Below are 17,053 nucleotides of genomic sequence, written 5' to 3'. Positions count from 1 at the left end.
CGTAAATTGTTCTGTGAGCGCCAATGTCTAACCTTACCCCCGTAGTTCGTGCCATTCTGATTCTGAATGTGATCGTTTTTTTCTTCACGAATGAAACCATCATTCAGCAATACGGATTGCATTCGTTTCTGTCCGACCAGTTCAATCCGATTCAGCTGCTGACGCATATGTTCCTGCACGGGGGCTTCAGCCACATCTTCAGCAACATGATCGGTTTGTTTGTGTTCGGGCCAATGCTGGAGCGCTTTTGGGGGAGTGAGCGGTTCACGTTCTTTTACTTTTTTTGCGGCCTGGGCGCGGCTCTGCTGTTCTCGGGTGTAAACTATTACGAAATTCACGACGTATATGAAGCCGTTCGGGATTATCGGCAGGCGCCAACCCCCGATGGATTCATTGCGTTTATGACCGAGCATGGGAATGCCTATTACGATCAGGTAGCGTCGTTTATCGATACCTACCAGGCGCAGCCCGGCAACCCCGATTATGTGAAGGGAAGCGTACAGATTGTCAATAAGATATACGCGGAGCAGGTAAGTCAGCCCATGGTTGGGGCATCGGGCGCCATTTTCGGCGTCATTATGGCGTTTGGGCTGCTGTTTCCAAACACTGAGCTGCTTTTATTGTTTCCGCCTATACCAATCAAAGCGAAGTACTTCGTTATCTTCTACGGAGTCATTGAGCTGTACTCGGGGGTATATCAGCGTCAGGGCGACAACGTGGCTCATTTTGCCCATATCGGTGGTATGTTATTTGCGTACATACTGGTCAAATACTGGAATTCACAACGGAAAACGTTTTATTGATAATGAGCGGGTTGTTTGATGATTTTCGGAGCGAATTCAACAAGCCCAACAACACGTTGGTGCAGATCATCCTGGTCAACACCGTGGTGTTTCTGCTGCTGTTGCTGGCTAAAGTAGGCTTCACGATGGCGCAGAATGAGGGCGCCTATTACCTCATTCGGCAGCAGATCATGATACCGGGGAGTCTGGATGCGTTTCTGCATAAACCCTGGACCCTGTTTACTTACTTCTTCGCCCACGACGATATCTTCCATATCCTGTACAACATGCTCTTTCTGTACTGGTTTGGCCGGCTCATCGACGAGTATCTGGGCAACCGCCGGCTGGTCGGCCTGTATGTAATGGGTGGTCTGGCAGGCGGTCTGCTCTACCTGCTCATTTATAACACAGTTCCGTATTTTCAGACGCAGGCGGGTACCGCCCTCATGCTAGGTGCATCGGGTGCGGCTTATGCGGTAGCCGTGGGTGCGGCTACGCTGCTTCCCAACTACACGTTTCACCTGCTTTTTTTCGGCGCTGTGCGCATCAAATACATCGTCTTTTTCTTCATCATTCTGTCGTTTGCGCAAACGGCAGGCGCCAATGCTGGCGGCCACCTGGCCCATCTGGGCGGGGCGCTGCTGGGCTTCGGCTACGTAAAGCTGCTGCAGAATGGCACCGACATTGGCCGGCCTGTTTACTGGCTTATGCAGGGCTGGAACAACCTGGTGCGTCCCAAACCGCCTGTTCGGGTGTCGTACCGGCAGCGGAGCAGTGCCAGCGCCCCCGCCAGCAGTTACGCTTCGTCGGGTAGCGGCAGTTCAATCACGGCTCCCGATCAGGATGAGGTCGATACGATTCTGGACAAAATTTCGCGGTCGGGTTATGAGAGCCTGACCCGCGAAGAAAAGCAGAAACTATTCCGGGCCAGTCAGCGGAACTGAGCCGTACCTCGCCCCTGGAAAACCAGAAGCCCCTGCCGTGTTTAGGTAAATCCAGACGGGCAGGGGCTTCGTTTATTTATAAAATTGGCTTTTTTGCTGTACTTTCGCGGCCCTAACGGGCCGGCAAAACCGTCGCGGTAAACTTTGTAATGTACCCGTTTGTTGTTGTCACACAGACGATTCTTTGCTCATCACCATGCTGATTACCCCCGGCGCCCTTCTGGCCACCATCAACACGCCCGACGATCTTCGCAAGCTCGATAAATCGCGATTGCCGCAGGTGGCCGACGAGCTTCGGCAGTTTATCATCGACGACGTTTCGGTGTATGGCGGGCATTTCGGTGCCAGCCTGGGCGTAGTCGAACTGACCGTAGCCCTGCATTATGTGTTCAATACACCTGATGATCAGCTGATCTGGGATGTGGGCCACCAGGCCTATGGGCACAAGATCCTGACCGGTCGCCGGGACCGGTTTCACACCAATCGCTTTTACAAGGGCCTGTCGGGTTTCCCCAAACGCAAAGAGAGCGAATACGACTCGTTTGGCGTGGGGCACTCCTCCACATCCATTTCGGCAGCATTGGGTATGGCCGTGGCTTCGCAGCTGCAGGGCAACCAGATCCGCAACCATATTGCCGTGATTGGCGATGGTGCCCTGACGGCCGGTGAGGCTTTCGAGGGTATGAACCATGCCGGGGCTACCGACAGCAATCTGCTGATCGTGCTCAACGACAACTGCATGAGCATTGATCCCAACGTAGGGGCGCTGCGCGAGTACCTGACCGACATTACAACCTCACAGACATACAACAAGGTGAAAGACGAAGTCTGGAACCTGCTGGGTAAAATGAGCAAGTTCGGCAAGAGTGCGCAGGAGATTGTGTCGAAGGTGGAGTCGGGTCTGAAATCATCGCTGCTCGATCAGAGCAACCTTTTCGAATCGCTGCACCTGCGCTATTTCGGCCCCATCGATGGGCACGACATCGATCATCTGGTAAGCGTCCTCGACGACCTCAAGCATATTCCGGGCCCCAAGCTGCTGCACGTGCTGACCGTGAAGGGTAAGGGCTACGGACCCGCCGAAAAAGACCAGACCAAGTGGCACGCGCCCGGTTTGTTCGACAAGGTAACCGGCGTTATCACCAAGAAAGTGTACGATACCCCCCAGCCCCCCAAATACCAGGATGTGTTTGGGCATACGCTGGTCGAGCTGGCCGAGCAGAACCCGCGTATCGTGGGCGTTACGCCAGCCATGCCGTCGGGCTCGTCGATGAATATCATGATGAAGGCCATGCCGAAGCGAGCGTTCGACGTTGGCATTGCCGAGCAACACGCCGTTACGTTCTCGGCCGGTATGGCTACGCAGGGTGAGGTGGTGTTCTGCAACATCTACTCGACGTTTATGCAGCGGGCCTATGATCAGGTCATTCACGATGTGTGTATTCAGGAGCTGCCCGTGATTTTCTGCCTCGATCGGGCTGGCTTTGCCGGTGCCGATGGACCAACCCACCACGGAGCTTACGATATCGCTTTCATGCGTTGCGTGCCCAACATGATCGTTGCGGCCCCCATGAACGAGCAGGAGCTGCGCAATATGATGTTTACGGCCCAGTCGGTCGCCATTCAGCAGGGTAAGCAGGCCTTTACGATCCGGTACCCGCGGGGCGAAGGCATGATGCCCAACTGGAAAACGCCGTTCGAGCAACAGACCGTCGGGAAGGGCCGGCTTATCAGCGAGGGGGAAGACGTGGCCATTCTGACCATCGGTCATATCGGCAACTACGCCGTTGAGGCTACGGCCATGCTCGCCAGGGAAGGGCTTCAGCCGGCACACTACGATATGCGCTACGTGAAGCCCCTCGATGAAGAACTGCTCCACCAGATTTTCAGCCGTTTCGATCGGGTCGTTACAGTCGAAGATGGGTGCGTGATGGGCGGTTTTGGCAGCGCCGTACTCGAATTTATGGTCGATCACGGGTACATGGCCCGGGTGAAACGCCTGGGCATCCCCGACGCAGTAATCGAGCATGGCGAACAGATCGAGCTACAGCGCGAATGTGGTTTCGATCCAAAAGGTATTGCCGATGCCGTTCGGGAACTCATGTTTGCCGGCCGGTCGGTTACGGTTTAAGATTCGTTAGTTGCTCAGCAGGGTCAGGGACGTTGCAGGCCGGTAGCCTGTTGGTCCCTGATCCTGCTCTTGTTTTTTAGTAGCATGAATGTTTTCAAATTCGGAGGAGCGTCGGTAAAAGACGCGGCAGGGGTTCGTAATCTGGCCACTATCGTTCGGGAGCAGGGGAGCCGAAGTGTTGTGGTCGTGTCGGCCATGGGCAAAACAACCAATGCCCTCGAATTGCTGGTGAGTGCCTGGCAGAACGGCCAGACCACGGCTATTGCCACGCAGTTCGATCAGCTACAGGCGTATCACCAGCAGATTATGGATGAGCTGGAGGGCGATTTTTCGGCCGTGCAGCAGTTATTTGTCCAGTTGCAGCAACTACTGCAGAAAACCCCGGCAGGCGCGCCCGATGAACTATATGATCAGATCGTATCGCAGGGCGAACTGCTGTCGACCCAGATCGTTGCGGCTCACCTGAAGGCCGCGGGGCTGCCCGCCCGCTGGCTCGACGCCCGAACCCTTATCCGTACCGACGTGACGTTCCGGGAAGGGAAGGTCGACTGGGCCGAAACCAAACAGCGCGTACAGGCAGCCGTCGATGGGCAGGGTATTGTCATTACGCAGGGGTTCATTGGCCAGTCGGCCGATGGGCGCACCACCACCCTGGGGCGCGAGGGGTCCGATTATTCGGCGGCTATTCTGGCTTTCTGCCTCAATGCCGAGAGCGTAACGATCTGGAAAGATGTGCCGGGCGTACTCAACGCCGATCCAAAGTGGTTCGACGATACAGTGCTGCTGGAGCGGCTGACGTACCAGGACGCCATCGAACTGGCCTACTACGGAGCCACCGTTATTCACCCGAAAACGATCAAGCCCCTGCAGAACAAGGGCATTCCGCTCTACGTTCGGTCGTTTATCGATACCAAAGCGCCGGGCACGGTGATTGGTCAGTTCGATCAGCACCTGACAGTTCCGTCGTTTATCTTCAAGGTCAACCAGGTACTTATTTCGCTGCACCCGGTCGATTTCTCGTTTATTGCCGAAGATAACCTGAGCCGTATTTTCGGACGGTTTGCTCAGGCCGGGGTCAAGATCAACCTGATGCAGAACACGGCCATCAGTTTCTCGGTCGTAGTCGATAACGACCCCGTACGGATACCGGCCCTGCTTAACGTGCTGCGCAAGGATTTTCGGGTCAGCTATAACGAAGGCCTTGAACTGGTCACGATCCGGTACTACGATTCGGGCACAATTGATCGGGTACTGGTCAACAAGAAGCTGTTGCTGGAGCAGAAAAGCCGCTATACGGTGCAGCTGGTGGTGAAAGACGCGTAGAGGCTTCAGTATAGGGTTTTCGGTACACAGTTTTCAGTTTACTGTTCACTGTAAACTGTATACGGGTAAACCGTGTACTATACCGTTTAAAACTTCGGGCAGGGGAGCTTCTTGTCGCGCCGGCGAACGCCCGACCGGCGGCCTTCCGGCTTTTCGAAGATGTACGACAGAGATAGCTCGTGTGAGCCGCCACTGCCACTGAGCGACGAGATGGTCGCGTCGTAGCTGTAGCCAATCGAGAACTTGTCCATCCGGTAGCCCGCCAGCAGCGCCACCGCATCGTTGTTGTTGATTGTCTGATCGTACTTCTTGAACGGAATGCCGCGGTAATACGCCCCGATGGTCAGGGGCGCGTAGGTCAGGTAAGCACCCACGTCGAGCTGATCGTACTTACCCTGAAATTTGTAAAGCACAACGGGCGAGAAGCTGATCTCGCGGTCTTCCTCATCGGCCAGCCCCGTGAAGCCGCCCAGCGGAATCCGCAGGCCGGCCTGAATACTTCCTTTCATGGGCAGCCGGCTGCGGCCACTCACGAAAAACCCCTGATCGGGCCGGTTGATGTGGTGCGCAGCGGCTCCCAGCCAGAACCAGTCGGAGTAGAACAGGGCTCCCGTCGAGAAATCAAGGTACTTATTTTTGGGATAGCCGCCCTGCGCCACCGGATCGATGGTGGTGCTGCCTGAAATAAACCCGCGGTCGCTGAACTGATCGCCGAAGGTGAGGCCGAAATAGTTGATGTTTCGGTTCACGTACGAACCCTGCAGGCCCAGGCGCATAAAGGCCGTTTCGCTGACCTGGAACTGGTATGAGTATTGCAACCCGATTTCTGTAGCCTGGATGCGTCCTTGCCCCTGGTTGTCGTTCTGAATAAGCAAGCCCACGCCACTGTTGACCCGCTCGAAGTAGTGGTCGAAGCCAACCATAGTGGTAACGTAGTTGGTAATGGCCGGCCACTGGTTTCGGTAGTTGGCGGTCAGGCGCGGAGCCAGTGCCGAGCCGGCAAACGCCGGATTGAGGTACAGCGGGGCCGCGTAGAACTGGGTAAACTGGGGGTCCTGCGCCAGCGCTAGCCGACCAGTGAGCACCAGCATGATCCCAAGTACGTATTTCTTAATCATAGCGATTCACAAAGCAACAGTTGGACCAACTCCGGCCATGCAACAGTAAAGAGTCAAAACCAGTACTGGAAAATGGGGCAACCGATAAAATTAGGGGAATTTAAAGCGCCTTTTCTGCCTCAGTAAGGATAAAATTTTAGCCGGGCAACATCGTTTATACTAACGTAGTGCTCCCGTTGTATGATATGTTCAGGCGGTAAATTGTGCAGGTGAGCTTAGGTAGTCGTTCGTTCCATGAAAATCTATACCGGGTATATACGTTTTGCGGGCTCCCTGCTGCTGTGCATGTTGCTGTGCATGAGTGCATCCTGGGCGCAACAGATCAAAATCAGTGGTCGACTCTGCACGCCTGATCAGCAGTGTAAGTCCGACTCGGCTGTCTTTACCGATAGTCTCCAGACGGGCGTTACGCGCCGGGTCTGGGACTTTGGCGATGGCTCGCCTGCGGTGACCGTCCTGAACGATTCCGTTGTCCGGCACATCTACAACAATCCGGGTACCAAGACGATCAAACTGACCCGAACCGTAAACGGAAAAGATACCACTCTGATTCGGTCATTCATCGTCAACACCCCGCCCCAGGCATTTGCCAACTGGCGTACCGACACCACCATCTGTCAGGGCGACAAGATTACGCTCGATCCCTACAGCACCGGTCCACCCGTGTCGGGGCTCACGTATCTGTGGTTTCCGAAGGGCCAGACAACCCAGTCGATCGAAGTCGATAGCTCAGGCTGTTACTCGGTTGAGGTGACCAACGCGGCTGGCTGTACCTACCAGGATCGGATCAACGTCGATATCTGTGGCGAGAAGAAAGAATCACAGGGAGTGAAATGGTATTTCGGCCAGAACGCCGGTCTCGATTTTAGCGGTGGGGGGGCTCCGAAGCCGCTCACCGACGGTACGCTGAGTACCATTGAGGGCTCCTCGTCTATTGCCGATACCAAAGGCAAACTCCTCTTTTACACCGACGGAATCACGATCTACGATAAAAACGGCAGGCCCATGAAGTCGCTCGATCCGCGCGATTCGGCGGCCACGGCAACACCGATCAAGCTGGGTGGTAATACCAACTCCACGCAGTCGGCGCTGATTGTGCCGAAGCCTACCTGCCGGGGCTGCGAATACCTCTACTACGTTTACACGACAACCGAGATCAACGGCTCGAAGCAACTGGCCTACAGCATTGTCGACATGCGGCAGAACAGCGGCAAAGGCGCTGTGATCGAGAAAAACATTCCGGTCAACGCTGCCGGCAAAGGCACCGAGCAGTCGGCATCGGTGAAAAACGAGCGCGATTCAACCTTCTGGGTCATTACCCGGATCTTTGGCACCAACCAGTACGAAGTGCGGCACCTGACCACCGCTCAGACCCCCATTCTGCTACCCAGTGTCAGCGGGGGCGCATCGGCCACGGCCACAGTAAATGGCGAAGGTTACATGAAAGTAGGCCCGGCCGATACCTCGAGTGCCAACGGGGCATCGCGGCCCATGGCAGTTGTGGTGCCGGGGCCACCGCGCAACTCCGTCGAACTGTTTACCTTCAACGACTCTACGGGGGCGCTCAAATACAACCGGACGCTCGATCTGGGGCCGGCACCGCCCAAAGCCTACGGCGTCGAGTTTTCGCCTGACGCTAAGAGCCTCTACGTGACGATGCTGGCCGATACGGCCAAAGATGGCAGTCAGACTGGCACCTCGTATATCCTGAAATATGATCTGAGCCAGACAACCGATTCGCTCCTCAGCCGATCCCGGACGGTGGTCGACAGCAGTACAACCCGACAGTATGGGTCGGCGCAGATTGGGCCGGATGGACGCATCTACGTAGCCATAAAGGGCAGCAGTACGCTGGGTACCATCGAAAACCCGAACGGGGGGCTGCTCGATTCGCTGGTGTTTAAAGTAGATGGTCAGTCGCTGGGTGGCAAAACAAGTCAGCTGGGATTGCCCAACCTGGTATCGAACTTCAACGACAATTCGAGCGGACCAGGCTTTTCCTACTCCGATACCTGCGCTACCAAACCGACCATATTTCAGGGTAGTCCTAACTGCCCAAAGCTGAAAGAAACTTATATCTGGACGTTTGGCGATGGCAGCGTTCCGGTTTCAACCACGGCGCTGCAGCCGCAGTCGCACACCTACAAACAGCCGGGCGACTACATCGTTAGTTTTCACATTATCACCCGTCGGGCCGATGGCAACATCTGTAAAGACACAACCATCACCGATACGCTGACCATTCTGGCCATTCCGCCCAAGGTCGATCTGGGCCCCGATCAGGTAATCTGTAACAAACGGGGCGTAACGCTCGATCTGAAGGTCGAGGCCAGGACCTATGTGTGGCTGATCAACGGCGCGGTGGCGGGTCGACAGAAAACGATTAAACTGGTCAGGCCGGGCTACTACAAAGTCATCGGGTTTGCCGCCAATGGTGAGTGTTTTATCAGCGATACCACCGAAATTCAGATCAGGCCGGCGCCCACGCTCAATCTCGGCCCCGACACGCTGGCCTGTTACCAGCAAACTGTGCAACTGGCGGTAAAGGAACAGGTCTGGAGAAATTTCCAGTGGAGCAATGGCGGCACCGAAAAGAGCGTCACGGTATCGGCCGGCGTCTATAGCGTTACGGCAACCTTTACCCTCGATGGGGCTACCTGCGAAAACAGCGATACCATTGCTGTAAAATCGCTCGATAAAATCACGATGCAGAGCTTGCTGACCAATCCGAAGTCATGCACCTCGACAGACGGAGGCATCGCACTGAGTGTGCGGCCCACGGGCGATTATACGTACAATTGGACCCGCACCGACGGCGCGGTGCTCGACGCGGTGGCGAGTCTGACGGGGCTGACCGAGGGTCTGTATAACGTGTCAGTCACCGACAGGGTACACGCCTGTAAAGCCGATTCAGCCTTTACCCTTAAATCAACGGCCAATCAGCTGGCGCTACGGCCTTCCGTACGCGATGCACTGTGTTCGACACCCAATAGCGGCACCATCAGTCTGAACGTCAGTGGCGGCACGGCCGTTGCCTACACCTGGCTCGATCAGAACAACAACCCGCTGGCGTCGACACCCATTTATGGGCAGGCGGCCCCGGGCAGCTATAATGTGCAGGTGACCGATGCCAATGGGTGCAAGGCCAGCCTGGCCAATATAGGCGTTGGTCTCGACAGTACCGGTTTCGCCAAAATAGGCCCCGCCCCGCCCAAATGCGCCGGACAGCCCGTGTCGTTGTCCATCGTTGGGGGTGATGTCGTGGGGAATATTTATGCCTGGAGTACGGGCGCATCGAGTCCGACCATCACCATCAGTCAGGCCGGAACCTACAGTGTACGGGTACGCAATACCCAAACCGGCTGTACCGGCAGCAGCACCGTACAGGTAGCTGATCGGCCGGCACCTGAGTTTTCGCTGACGCGGCTGGCCGCCCTGTGTGCCGGCGATCAGGGTAAAACCCAGCTGGTAGCGGGCGGGCTCACGGGTTTGCAGTATCAGTGGCTCAACGGCGACGGCACGCCCCGCCCCGAGACCACCAGTACCCTGACGGTCGACCGGTTGGGCGACTACGTGCTGCGCGTAACCGACCCGGTTGGCTGTACGGCCTCGGCCCGGGCCAGCGTCATCAACCAGTGCGAGCCGCGCGTGAGCATTCCGGATGCGTTCTCGCCCAACAACGACGGTGTCAACGATGTGTTGCAGGTTTTCTCGGCTTACATCACCGACTACGAGATGCGGGTGTACAACCGCTGGGGTGAGGTCATTTTTGTGTCGACTAACCCCGAACAGAAGTGGGATGGTACGTACCGGGGCGCCGATTACCCATCCATGGTATATCCCTACGTGATCAGGTACAAGAGCGAGTCATTCCCTGAGCGGGGCGTGGTCGTAAAGCGGGGTTCTGTACTGTTGGTCAGATAGTCGCTAACTTCTGACAGGCAGTGCGTTAAGGGTCGGTTGGCCTACCCGAAAAAAGGCCCGATACGGTGTGAAAACCGGGAGAATCCGTACGGCATTCTCCCGGTTTTTTCGTATATTTGACCTGTACGATAGGGTGCTATATAAGCATCAGTAACGGGCCATCCGGCCGGTTTATGTCAACTGCCAACAACATGCGAAACGAAGTTTTAAAAGGTTCGGGTGAGGGTATGAGTGCCACCGACAAAGAAATCGAACGGGCGCTACGACCGCTATCGTTTGCCGACTTTACGGGGCAGGCCAAAGTGCTCGACAACCTCGAAGTGTTTGTGCGGGCGGCCATGCAGCGGGGCGATGCACTCGACCATGTGCTGCTGCATGGACCTCCGGGGCTGGGCAAAACCACGCTCTCGCACATTATTGCCAATGAACTGGGCACGAGCATAAAAATGACTTCAGGCCCTGTGCTCGACAAGCCCAGTGATCTGGCGGGGCTGCTGACCAACCTGCAGGTCAACGATGTGCTGTTTATCGACGAAATTCACCGGCTCAACCCGGTGGTCGAAGAATACCTCTATTCGGCCATGGAGGATTATAAAATCGACATTATGCTCGATTCGGGTCCTAATGCCCGCACGGTGCAGATCAAACTCAATCCCTTTACGCTGATCGGCGCTACCACCCGCGCCGGTATGCTGACCTCGCCCCTGCGGGCCCGCTTCGGTATCAGCTGCCGGCTCGAGTACTACGACGCGCAGCTGCTGACGAGCATCGTGCAGCGGTCGTCGGCTATCCTGGGAACGCCTATTGATGAAACGGGAGCGTATGAGATTGCGCGCCGGAGCCGGGGTACACCCCGTATTGCCAACAACCTGCTGCGCCGGACGCGCGATTTCGCCCAGGTGAAAGGCAACGGCTATATCAACGTCGACATTGCCGAGATCGCACTCAGCGCGCTCGAAGTGGATCAGAATGGGCTCGACGATATGGATAACCGTATACTGTCGACCATTATCGAGAAATTTAAAGGAGGACCGGTGGGTATCACGACCATTGCTACGGCCTGTGGCGAAGAGTCGGAAACGATCGAGGAAGTCTACGAACCGTTTCTGATTCAGGAAGGCTTTCTAAAGCGGACTTCGCGCGGCCGCGAAGCTACCGAGAAGGCTTACCAGCACCTCGGTATTGTGCCGCATTTCAAAACGGGCGGCCTGTTCAATTAACGTGTGTGGGGTGGCTGACGGGCTAGTCAGCCACCCCACACACGATCAGGCGCGTAGAATTTTACTCTTGTAGATGCAGTCGATGATGTCGGCCACGGCTGTATCGACCAGAAAATAATAGATATTCTTGCCACTCCGGCGGATTTCCAGAATCCCTTTGTCGCGCATATTGATCAGGTGGTGCGAGATAAGGGACTGCTCAGCATTCAGGTTTTTGTAAATAGCCGAAACGTTGAGTTCGTCGTGCTCATTCAGCATCTGAATGATGCGGATGCGCAACGGATGTGCTACAGCTTTCAGCACGTAGGCTGCTTTTTCCACTCGTTTATCTTCTTCCATAACCGTCTCCATAGGACAAATAGTTTAATGCTGTAGTGGTGAGGGGGAACCTGTGTGAATTTAGACCGATTACGACCACTTCGGTACAGCGACCAGCAAAATAGATGAGAAGAATTTATCGAAAGGTAGGCTAAGTATCCTATACTAGCATGAAAACAAGTTAATTGATAAGAAGTTCGCTAATTGGTCTGTAGTTGCTTCATTATCAGTAAGTTGAAAGATGTATGAATTTTGGTTACTTAATGGATACTTCGGCTTGGTCGAGCCGGGTGCGAAAAACGACGTTTGCGGTCCGGCGGTCACGTTCAACTGGCGATCCGCACTCATCTGATTCGGCGGTTGTCAGAACCGTTTCGGCAGCGGTGCGTCGGATGTGGGTCAGGTGGCTAGAAAGGGTCAGATTGCGCGTCAACCTGACAACCGATGATCCGGCCACAAAAAAAAGGGCGCTGTCCGATAGTCGGCAGCGCCCTGATGTATACACAGCCTGAGTCCCTTACTTCTGGCGGAAAAACAAGGTCAGCGGCACCCCGGTAAAATCGAAGTGTTCGCGTAGCCGGTTCTCCAGGAAGCGCTGGTACGACTCCTGTACGTACTGAGGCAGGTTGCAGAAAAATACAAACGTGGGCGATGGCGTCGGCACCTGCAGCATGTATTTGATCTTGATCTGCTTGCCCTTCATGGAGGGGGGCGGGTACTTCTCGATTTCGACCTGCATAGCCTCGTTCAGTTTCGAGGTCGTGATCTTCTTACTTTTGTTCTCATACACCTCCATCGCTTTCTCCATGACCTGGAAAATGCGCTGTTTCTCGTGTACCGACGCAAAAATGATGGGCAGGTAGTCGATCGGCATCATGCGCTGGATCATCTCCTTCCGCAGCACGTCGGCCGTGCGGTGGTCTTTCTCAACGGCGTCCCATTTGTTCACCATAATGACGACGCCTTTCTTGGCCTTCACCGCCTGCCCGATAATGTTCAGGTCTTGGGCTTCGAGTCCGCGGGTGGCATCGAGCATGACAATACAAACGTCCGATTCTTCCATGGCCTTCAACGAGCGCAGGGTCGAATAAAACTCGATGTTGTCCTGGATGCGGGCCCGGCGCCGGATACCAGCCGTATCGGTCAGAATAAAATCTTTGCCGTAGGCCCGGTAACGCGTATTGATGGCATCGCGGGTGGTACCGGCAATGCTGGTGACGATACTGCGGTCCTGACCCGTCAGCACGTTCAGGAACGACGATTTACCCACATTGGGACGACCCAGGATGGCGATGCGCGGAATACCGGCATCGGGATCTTCGACGCCCGTAATCTGAAAGTGTTTTACCACTTCGTCGAGCAGATCGCCGGTGCCGGTGCCGGTCATCGACGAGATCGGATAGGGATCGCCGAGGCCAAGCGCGTAAAACTCGGCGGCACTCTGGGCGCGCTCGCTGGTTTCGGCTTTATTGGCCACCACGTAAACGGGCTTTTTCGACCGGCGCAGTACGTCGGCGAAATCCTGATCGAGGCCGGTAATACCCGTTTGGGTATCGACCACGAACAGCAGCACGGTCGACTCCTGAATGGCGATCTCGACCTGCTCGCGGATCGACTCTTCGAACACGTCTTCGGAGCCTACCACGTAGCCCCCCGTGTCGATAACGGTAAAATAAGAGGTATTCCACTCGGCGGTGCCGTAATGGCGGTCGCGGGTTACCCCGCTCTGGTTGTCCATAATGGCCTTACGCTGTTCCGTCAGGCGGTTAAACAGCGTGGATTTGCCCACGTTCGGGCGACCAACGATTGCTACAATATTTGCCATGTCTGTAATGGAGAAAGGGGAGAAAACGAGAAGAGCCGGTGAGGGCGGCAGCACCCGTCGGCAACGGGTAGCCGGCAGCCCCGAACGGCCACACATCAGCTCCTTTTATTCGTCGTAACCCAGGCGTTTGAGCATCCGGTCTTTCTGACGCCAGTCGGGCTCTACCTTTACGAACTGTTCTAAAAATACTTTTTTGCCGAAGAAGCGTTCCAGTTCTTCGCGGGCCATGATGCCCGTTTTCTTGATCATCTTGCCGCCTTCGCCCAGCAGGATAGCCCGCTGTGTAGCCCGTTCGACCAGAATTTCGGCCTGGATGACAATGATGTCTTCCTTTTCCTTGAAACCCGTCACGACCACTTCGCTGCTGTAAGGCACTTCCTTTTTGTAGTTGAGGAAGATTTTCTCCCGGATAATTTCCGACGCGAAGAAGCGCTCCGGCTTATCGGTCAGTTCGTCTTTGGGGAAATAGGGGGGGTGCTGCGGCAATCGTTCGATGATCTCGTCGAAGACCTGATCGATGTTGAACGCGTTGAGGGCCGAAATGGGAATAATGGCCTCGGCCTTGAAGTGCTCCTGCCAGTAAGCAATTTTCTCCTGCACCTGATCCTGCGTGGCCTGATCGACTTTATTGATCAGCAGCAGAATGGGTACCTCCGACTTCTGAAGCCGTTCGATTACGTCATTTTCGTCGTGCTGTTCGAAAATATCGGTAACGAACAAAACCACGTCGGCATCTTCGATCGATCCGCGTACGAAGCTCATCATCGATTCGTGGAGCTTATACTGCGGCTTGATGATACCCGGGGTGTCGGAGTAAACCAGCTGGAAATCCTGCCCGTTATGCGTACCGTTGAGGATACCCATGATGCGGTGCCGGGTGGTCTGGGCCTTGGAGGTGATAATGGAGAGACGCTCGCCAACGAGCTGATTCATCAGGGTTGATTTGCCGACATTCGGTTTGCCGACAATACTGACGAAGCCGGCCTTGTGATCGGCCGGAAAATTTTCAATCGTTTCCGTATTCATTCGTAGGTGATCCCGCTGACTGATTGTCAGCAGCTTTAGCAAACAACTGCACCCGTCTGGAAAACGTTTCCGGCCGTCGCAAAACTTTTTTTTGACAAAGATAGTTGTTTATATCGAAAGGGGGTGTACTTTTGCACTCCCAACACCGCGGGATGGAGCAGTTGGTAGCTCGTTGGGCTCATAACCCAAAGGTCGCTGGTTCGAGTCCAGCTCCCGCTACTCAGAAGAAAAAGGTCGCTGATTATCAGCGGCCTTTTTTGCGTTTGGGCCCACTGGTTGGGCCGATAATTGGAAGTGTGTCTGGGCTGGCGGGTCCCGCTAACATAATCGCTCATCGCCGGTTATGTCATATACTCCATTCACAAGACTACTTACGTGGCATCACCGTTACACAAATCTGTACTGCTGACAGCCCTATGGCTGTTAGCCGTTGTTGGCCCGGCCGTGGCGCAGTCGCCCGACACGCTGCGTACCCGCCGGCGCGTACCGCGTCGTACCTTACCGGCCGATCACCCCCGGGCCATTCCGCCGGGTATACGCCGGCCGGGTATCTACTTTCCACAGGCCCCCCTGCCCACCGAGTGGCGCAAGTCGATTGGCGCTACGTTTACGACCACGCCCCGCGAGCTGACCGAAGAGGTAGGTGTCAATATCCCGGCGGTCGATTTTACCATCCAGCGGGGTGTCAGCAAGCATTTTTTTCTGACGGGGCGCGTACTGACGCAGTTTCTGCAAAGCAACGCCGGTATTGGGCTGCGCTGGTCGACACCCATTAACGATCGGCTGTTCATTGGAGCCGGCGACGATCTGCACGGCTGGTTTGGCGCCCTCAAAATAAAAGACGTGTTCAACAGCCAGGCCTACGGCGTGCAGAACTATCCCAACGTGTCGATCGGGTATCGCTTCACGCGCGACCTGCAGATTACGCTCAAGGGAGAAGCTATTTTCGATCTCTACTACCGGTCGCAGGTCGGTAATCTGACCATCGAGAATACCCAGCGTATGTTCAACGGCAGTGCAATCTCTGTGGTGTTCGAACAACCGCTGTACGGCAAGAAACACGTCTCCCTGGGATTCCGGGGCTCCTATTCCAATTTTAACTGGCAGCTCTGGTCGCTCTACGATACGTTCGATCGCAACCTGTTTTATCCACAGCTCATTTTTGGCTTTATCCTGTGAGACATTTTCACCTGTTACTGATCGGGCTGCTGACGCTCATGCTGGGCAGCTGCCGCAAAGAATACGATGTTGTTGAGCCCTACGCGTTTGCCAATACGCCGGGCGCGGGGCGGTTTTCGACCCCGGTGCGGCAGGCCATCGAAGGCGTATATGCCGTTACGGATGGCGCTGATCTGTTCGGCGAGCAGGTCGTCCTGAAATGGTCGACCCTGCGCACCGGCAGCGACACACTGCATTACCTGTCGGTTTTCACGGCCGATGCCGGCTATTTCAACCTGGAGCCACAGCCGCAGATCGGCGGCCTGTCGGTAGCGGGCTACTGGCGCAAGCTGGCCAATACCCAAACCGGGCTGGCCCGGCTGGCGGTTGAGGTGAAGCGCAACGGCCAACGGAGTGCCTTCACGGGGAAGCTGGCAACGGGCGACTCACTGGTGGTGAGCGGGGTTTATGGCGAGAATAACCTGGAGCCTACGAAGCGTCTGACGATGGTATACCGCCGGCCGCTTAATGCCCGCCCGTTTGCGGTGCTGGCGCACCGTAGCGGGGGCCGCACGTCTGACCTGTTACCAGCCTCGGAAAATAGCCTGGAGATTATCAAGATGGCGTCGCGACTGGGGGCGACGGGTATCGAAATCGACGTGCGCTATACCAAAGACGGTGTTCCAATTCTGTACCACGACAATACCCTGAACCTGCGGCTGATTCAGAAAAACGGCTTGTCGGGCCCGATTGAGTCGTACACCTACGAGCAGCTGACCACCTTTGTGCGGCTGATCAACGGTGAAAAAATCCCGACATTGGAGCAGGCCCTCGAAACGGTCATCAGCCATACAGACCTGAGTTTTGTATGGCTCGATACTAAATACATCGGGCCGATGGAAAAAGTACAGAAGCTGCAGCAGCAGTTTTTGCAGCGGGCATCAGCCGCCGGGCGTAACCTCCGCATCGTGATCGGCATACCCAGCCAGGATGCGCTCGATTCGTACCAAGCGCTGGCCAGTAAAGCCAATACGCCCGTGTTGTGTGAGCTCGATACGAGTATTGTGCGTAGCGTGAATGCCCGAATCTGGGCACCCCGCTGGACGCTCGGCGATCAGACTCCCGAGGTCGATGCCATGAAGGCCGAAGGGCGTACCGTTTTCGTCTGGACGCTCGATGAGCCCCAGTTCATCCGCGACTTTATCAACCAGACCCGCTTCGACGGCATTTTGTCGAACTATCCATCTGTTGTTGCCTACTATCACTACTCGGAGCAATAACCCC

Annotated in this window: 12 protein-coding genes and 1 tRNA gene; 9 read left to right on the top strand and 4 right to left on the bottom strand. The window is 55.6% G+C overall.

The annotated features are described in order from the left end of the window. The first annotated feature begins 23 nt into the window (after positions 1-23). The 4 genes from ACYVAC_RS22060 (at position 24) to ACYVAC_RS22045 (ending at position 5,180) form a co-directional block, all read left to right on the top strand. A complete protein-coding gene (locus ACYVAC_RS22060) occupies positions 24-803 on the top strand; it encodes a rhomboid family intramembrane serine protease (RefSeq protein ID WP_461099988.1) in 780 nt (259 codons plus the stop codon). A gap of 2 nt (positions 804-805) precedes the next feature. Further along, on the top strand, positions 806-1,726 hold the full coding sequence (locus tag ACYVAC_RS22055; RefSeq protein WP_461099987.1) for a rhomboid family intramembrane serine protease: 921 nt from the start codon (positions 806-808) through the stop codon (positions 1,724-1,726). Positions 1,727-1,922: 196 nt separating this feature from the next. Next, positions 1,923-3,857 (top strand): 1-deoxy-D-xylulose-5-phosphate synthase, encoded by a 1,935-nt coding sequence (gene dxs, locus ACYVAC_RS22050; protein ID WP_461099986.1) that lies wholly within the window; start codon positions 1,923-1,925, stop codon positions 3,855-3,857. An 84-nt stretch (positions 3,858-3,941) separates the two neighbouring features. Then, entirely contained in the window at positions 3,942-5,180 is a 1,239-nt protein-coding gene (locus ACYVAC_RS22045; RefSeq protein WP_461099985.1) for an aspartate kinase, read from the top strand. Positions 5,181-5,266: 86 nt separating this feature from the next. Here ACYVAC_RS22045 and ACYVAC_RS22040 read toward each other — a convergent pair whose 3' ends face one another. Continuing rightward, complete coding sequence (locus ACYVAC_RS22040; protein ID WP_461099984.1) at positions 5,267-6,298, bottom strand: PorP/SprF family type IX secretion system membrane protein; 1,032 nt, start codon at positions 6,296-6,298, stop codon at positions 5,267-5,269. 234 nt (positions 6,299-6,532) lie between these two features. Here ACYVAC_RS22040 and ACYVAC_RS22035 point away from each other — a divergent pair, with 234 nt between their 5' ends. Then, positions 6,533-10,222 (top strand): PKD domain-containing protein, encoded by a 3,690-nt coding sequence (locus ACYVAC_RS22035; protein WP_461099983.1) that lies wholly within the window; start codon positions 6,533-6,535, stop codon positions 10,220-10,222. Positions 10,223-10,413: 191 nt separating this feature from the next. Beyond that, complete coding sequence (ruvB, locus tag ACYVAC_RS22030; protein WP_461099982.1) at positions 10,414-11,442, top strand: Holliday junction branch migration DNA helicase RuvB; 1,029 nt, start codon at positions 10,414-10,416, stop codon at positions 11,440-11,442. A 45-nt stretch (positions 11,443-11,487) separates the two neighbouring features. Here ruvB and ACYVAC_RS22025 read toward each other — a convergent pair whose 3' ends face one another. The 3 genes from ACYVAC_RS22025 to era form a co-directional block, all read right to left on the bottom strand. Then, on the bottom strand, positions 11,488-11,793 hold the full coding sequence (locus tag ACYVAC_RS22025) for an ArsR/SmtB family transcription factor (protein WP_461099981.1): 306 nt from the start codon (positions 11,791-11,793) through the stop codon (positions 11,488-11,490). 484 nt (positions 11,794-12,277) lie between these two features. Beyond that, positions 12,278-13,585 carry a ribosome biogenesis GTPase Der gene (der, locus tag ACYVAC_RS22020; protein ID WP_461099980.1) on the bottom strand — a complete coding sequence of 436 codons (1,308 nt, stop codon included), beginning with the start codon at positions 13,583-13,585 and terminating at the stop codon, positions 12,278-12,280. A gap of 105 nt (positions 13,586-13,690) precedes the next feature. After that, complete coding sequence (era, locus tag ACYVAC_RS22015; protein ID WP_461099979.1) at positions 13,691-14,611, bottom strand: GTPase Era; 921 nt, start codon at positions 14,609-14,611, stop codon at positions 13,691-13,693. Between the two features lie 146 nt (positions 14,612-14,757). Between era and ACYVAC_RS22010 the strand changes: the two genes are divergently transcribed. From ACYVAC_RS22010 to ACYVAC_RS22000, 3 genes are all read left to right on the top strand, one after another. Next, positions 14,758-14,830 (top strand) — tRNA-Met (locus ACYVAC_RS22010). 156 nt (positions 14,831-14,986) lie between these two features. Next, positions 14,987-15,790, top strand: coding sequence for a hypothetical protein (locus ACYVAC_RS22005; RefSeq protein WP_461099978.1), 804 nt, complete (start codon positions 14,987-14,989; stop codon positions 15,788-15,790). Then, the gene (locus tag ACYVAC_RS22000; protein WP_461099977.1) at positions 15,787-17,049 is read left to right on the top strand and encodes a glycerophosphodiester phosphodiesterase; all 1,263 of its coding nucleotides are present in this window, start codon (positions 15,787-15,789) and stop codon (positions 17,047-17,049) included. Before ACYVAC_RS22005 ends, ACYVAC_RS22000 begins: the two co-directional genes overlap by 4 nt. The last annotated feature ends 4 nt before the right edge of the window (positions 17,050-17,053 follow it).

It is taken from the genome of Spirosoma luteolum (genome assembly GCF_054778875.1).
The sequence above is the reverse complement of the archived record's forward strand: the minus strand, read 5'-3'. Positions and strand labels throughout refer to the sequence as shown.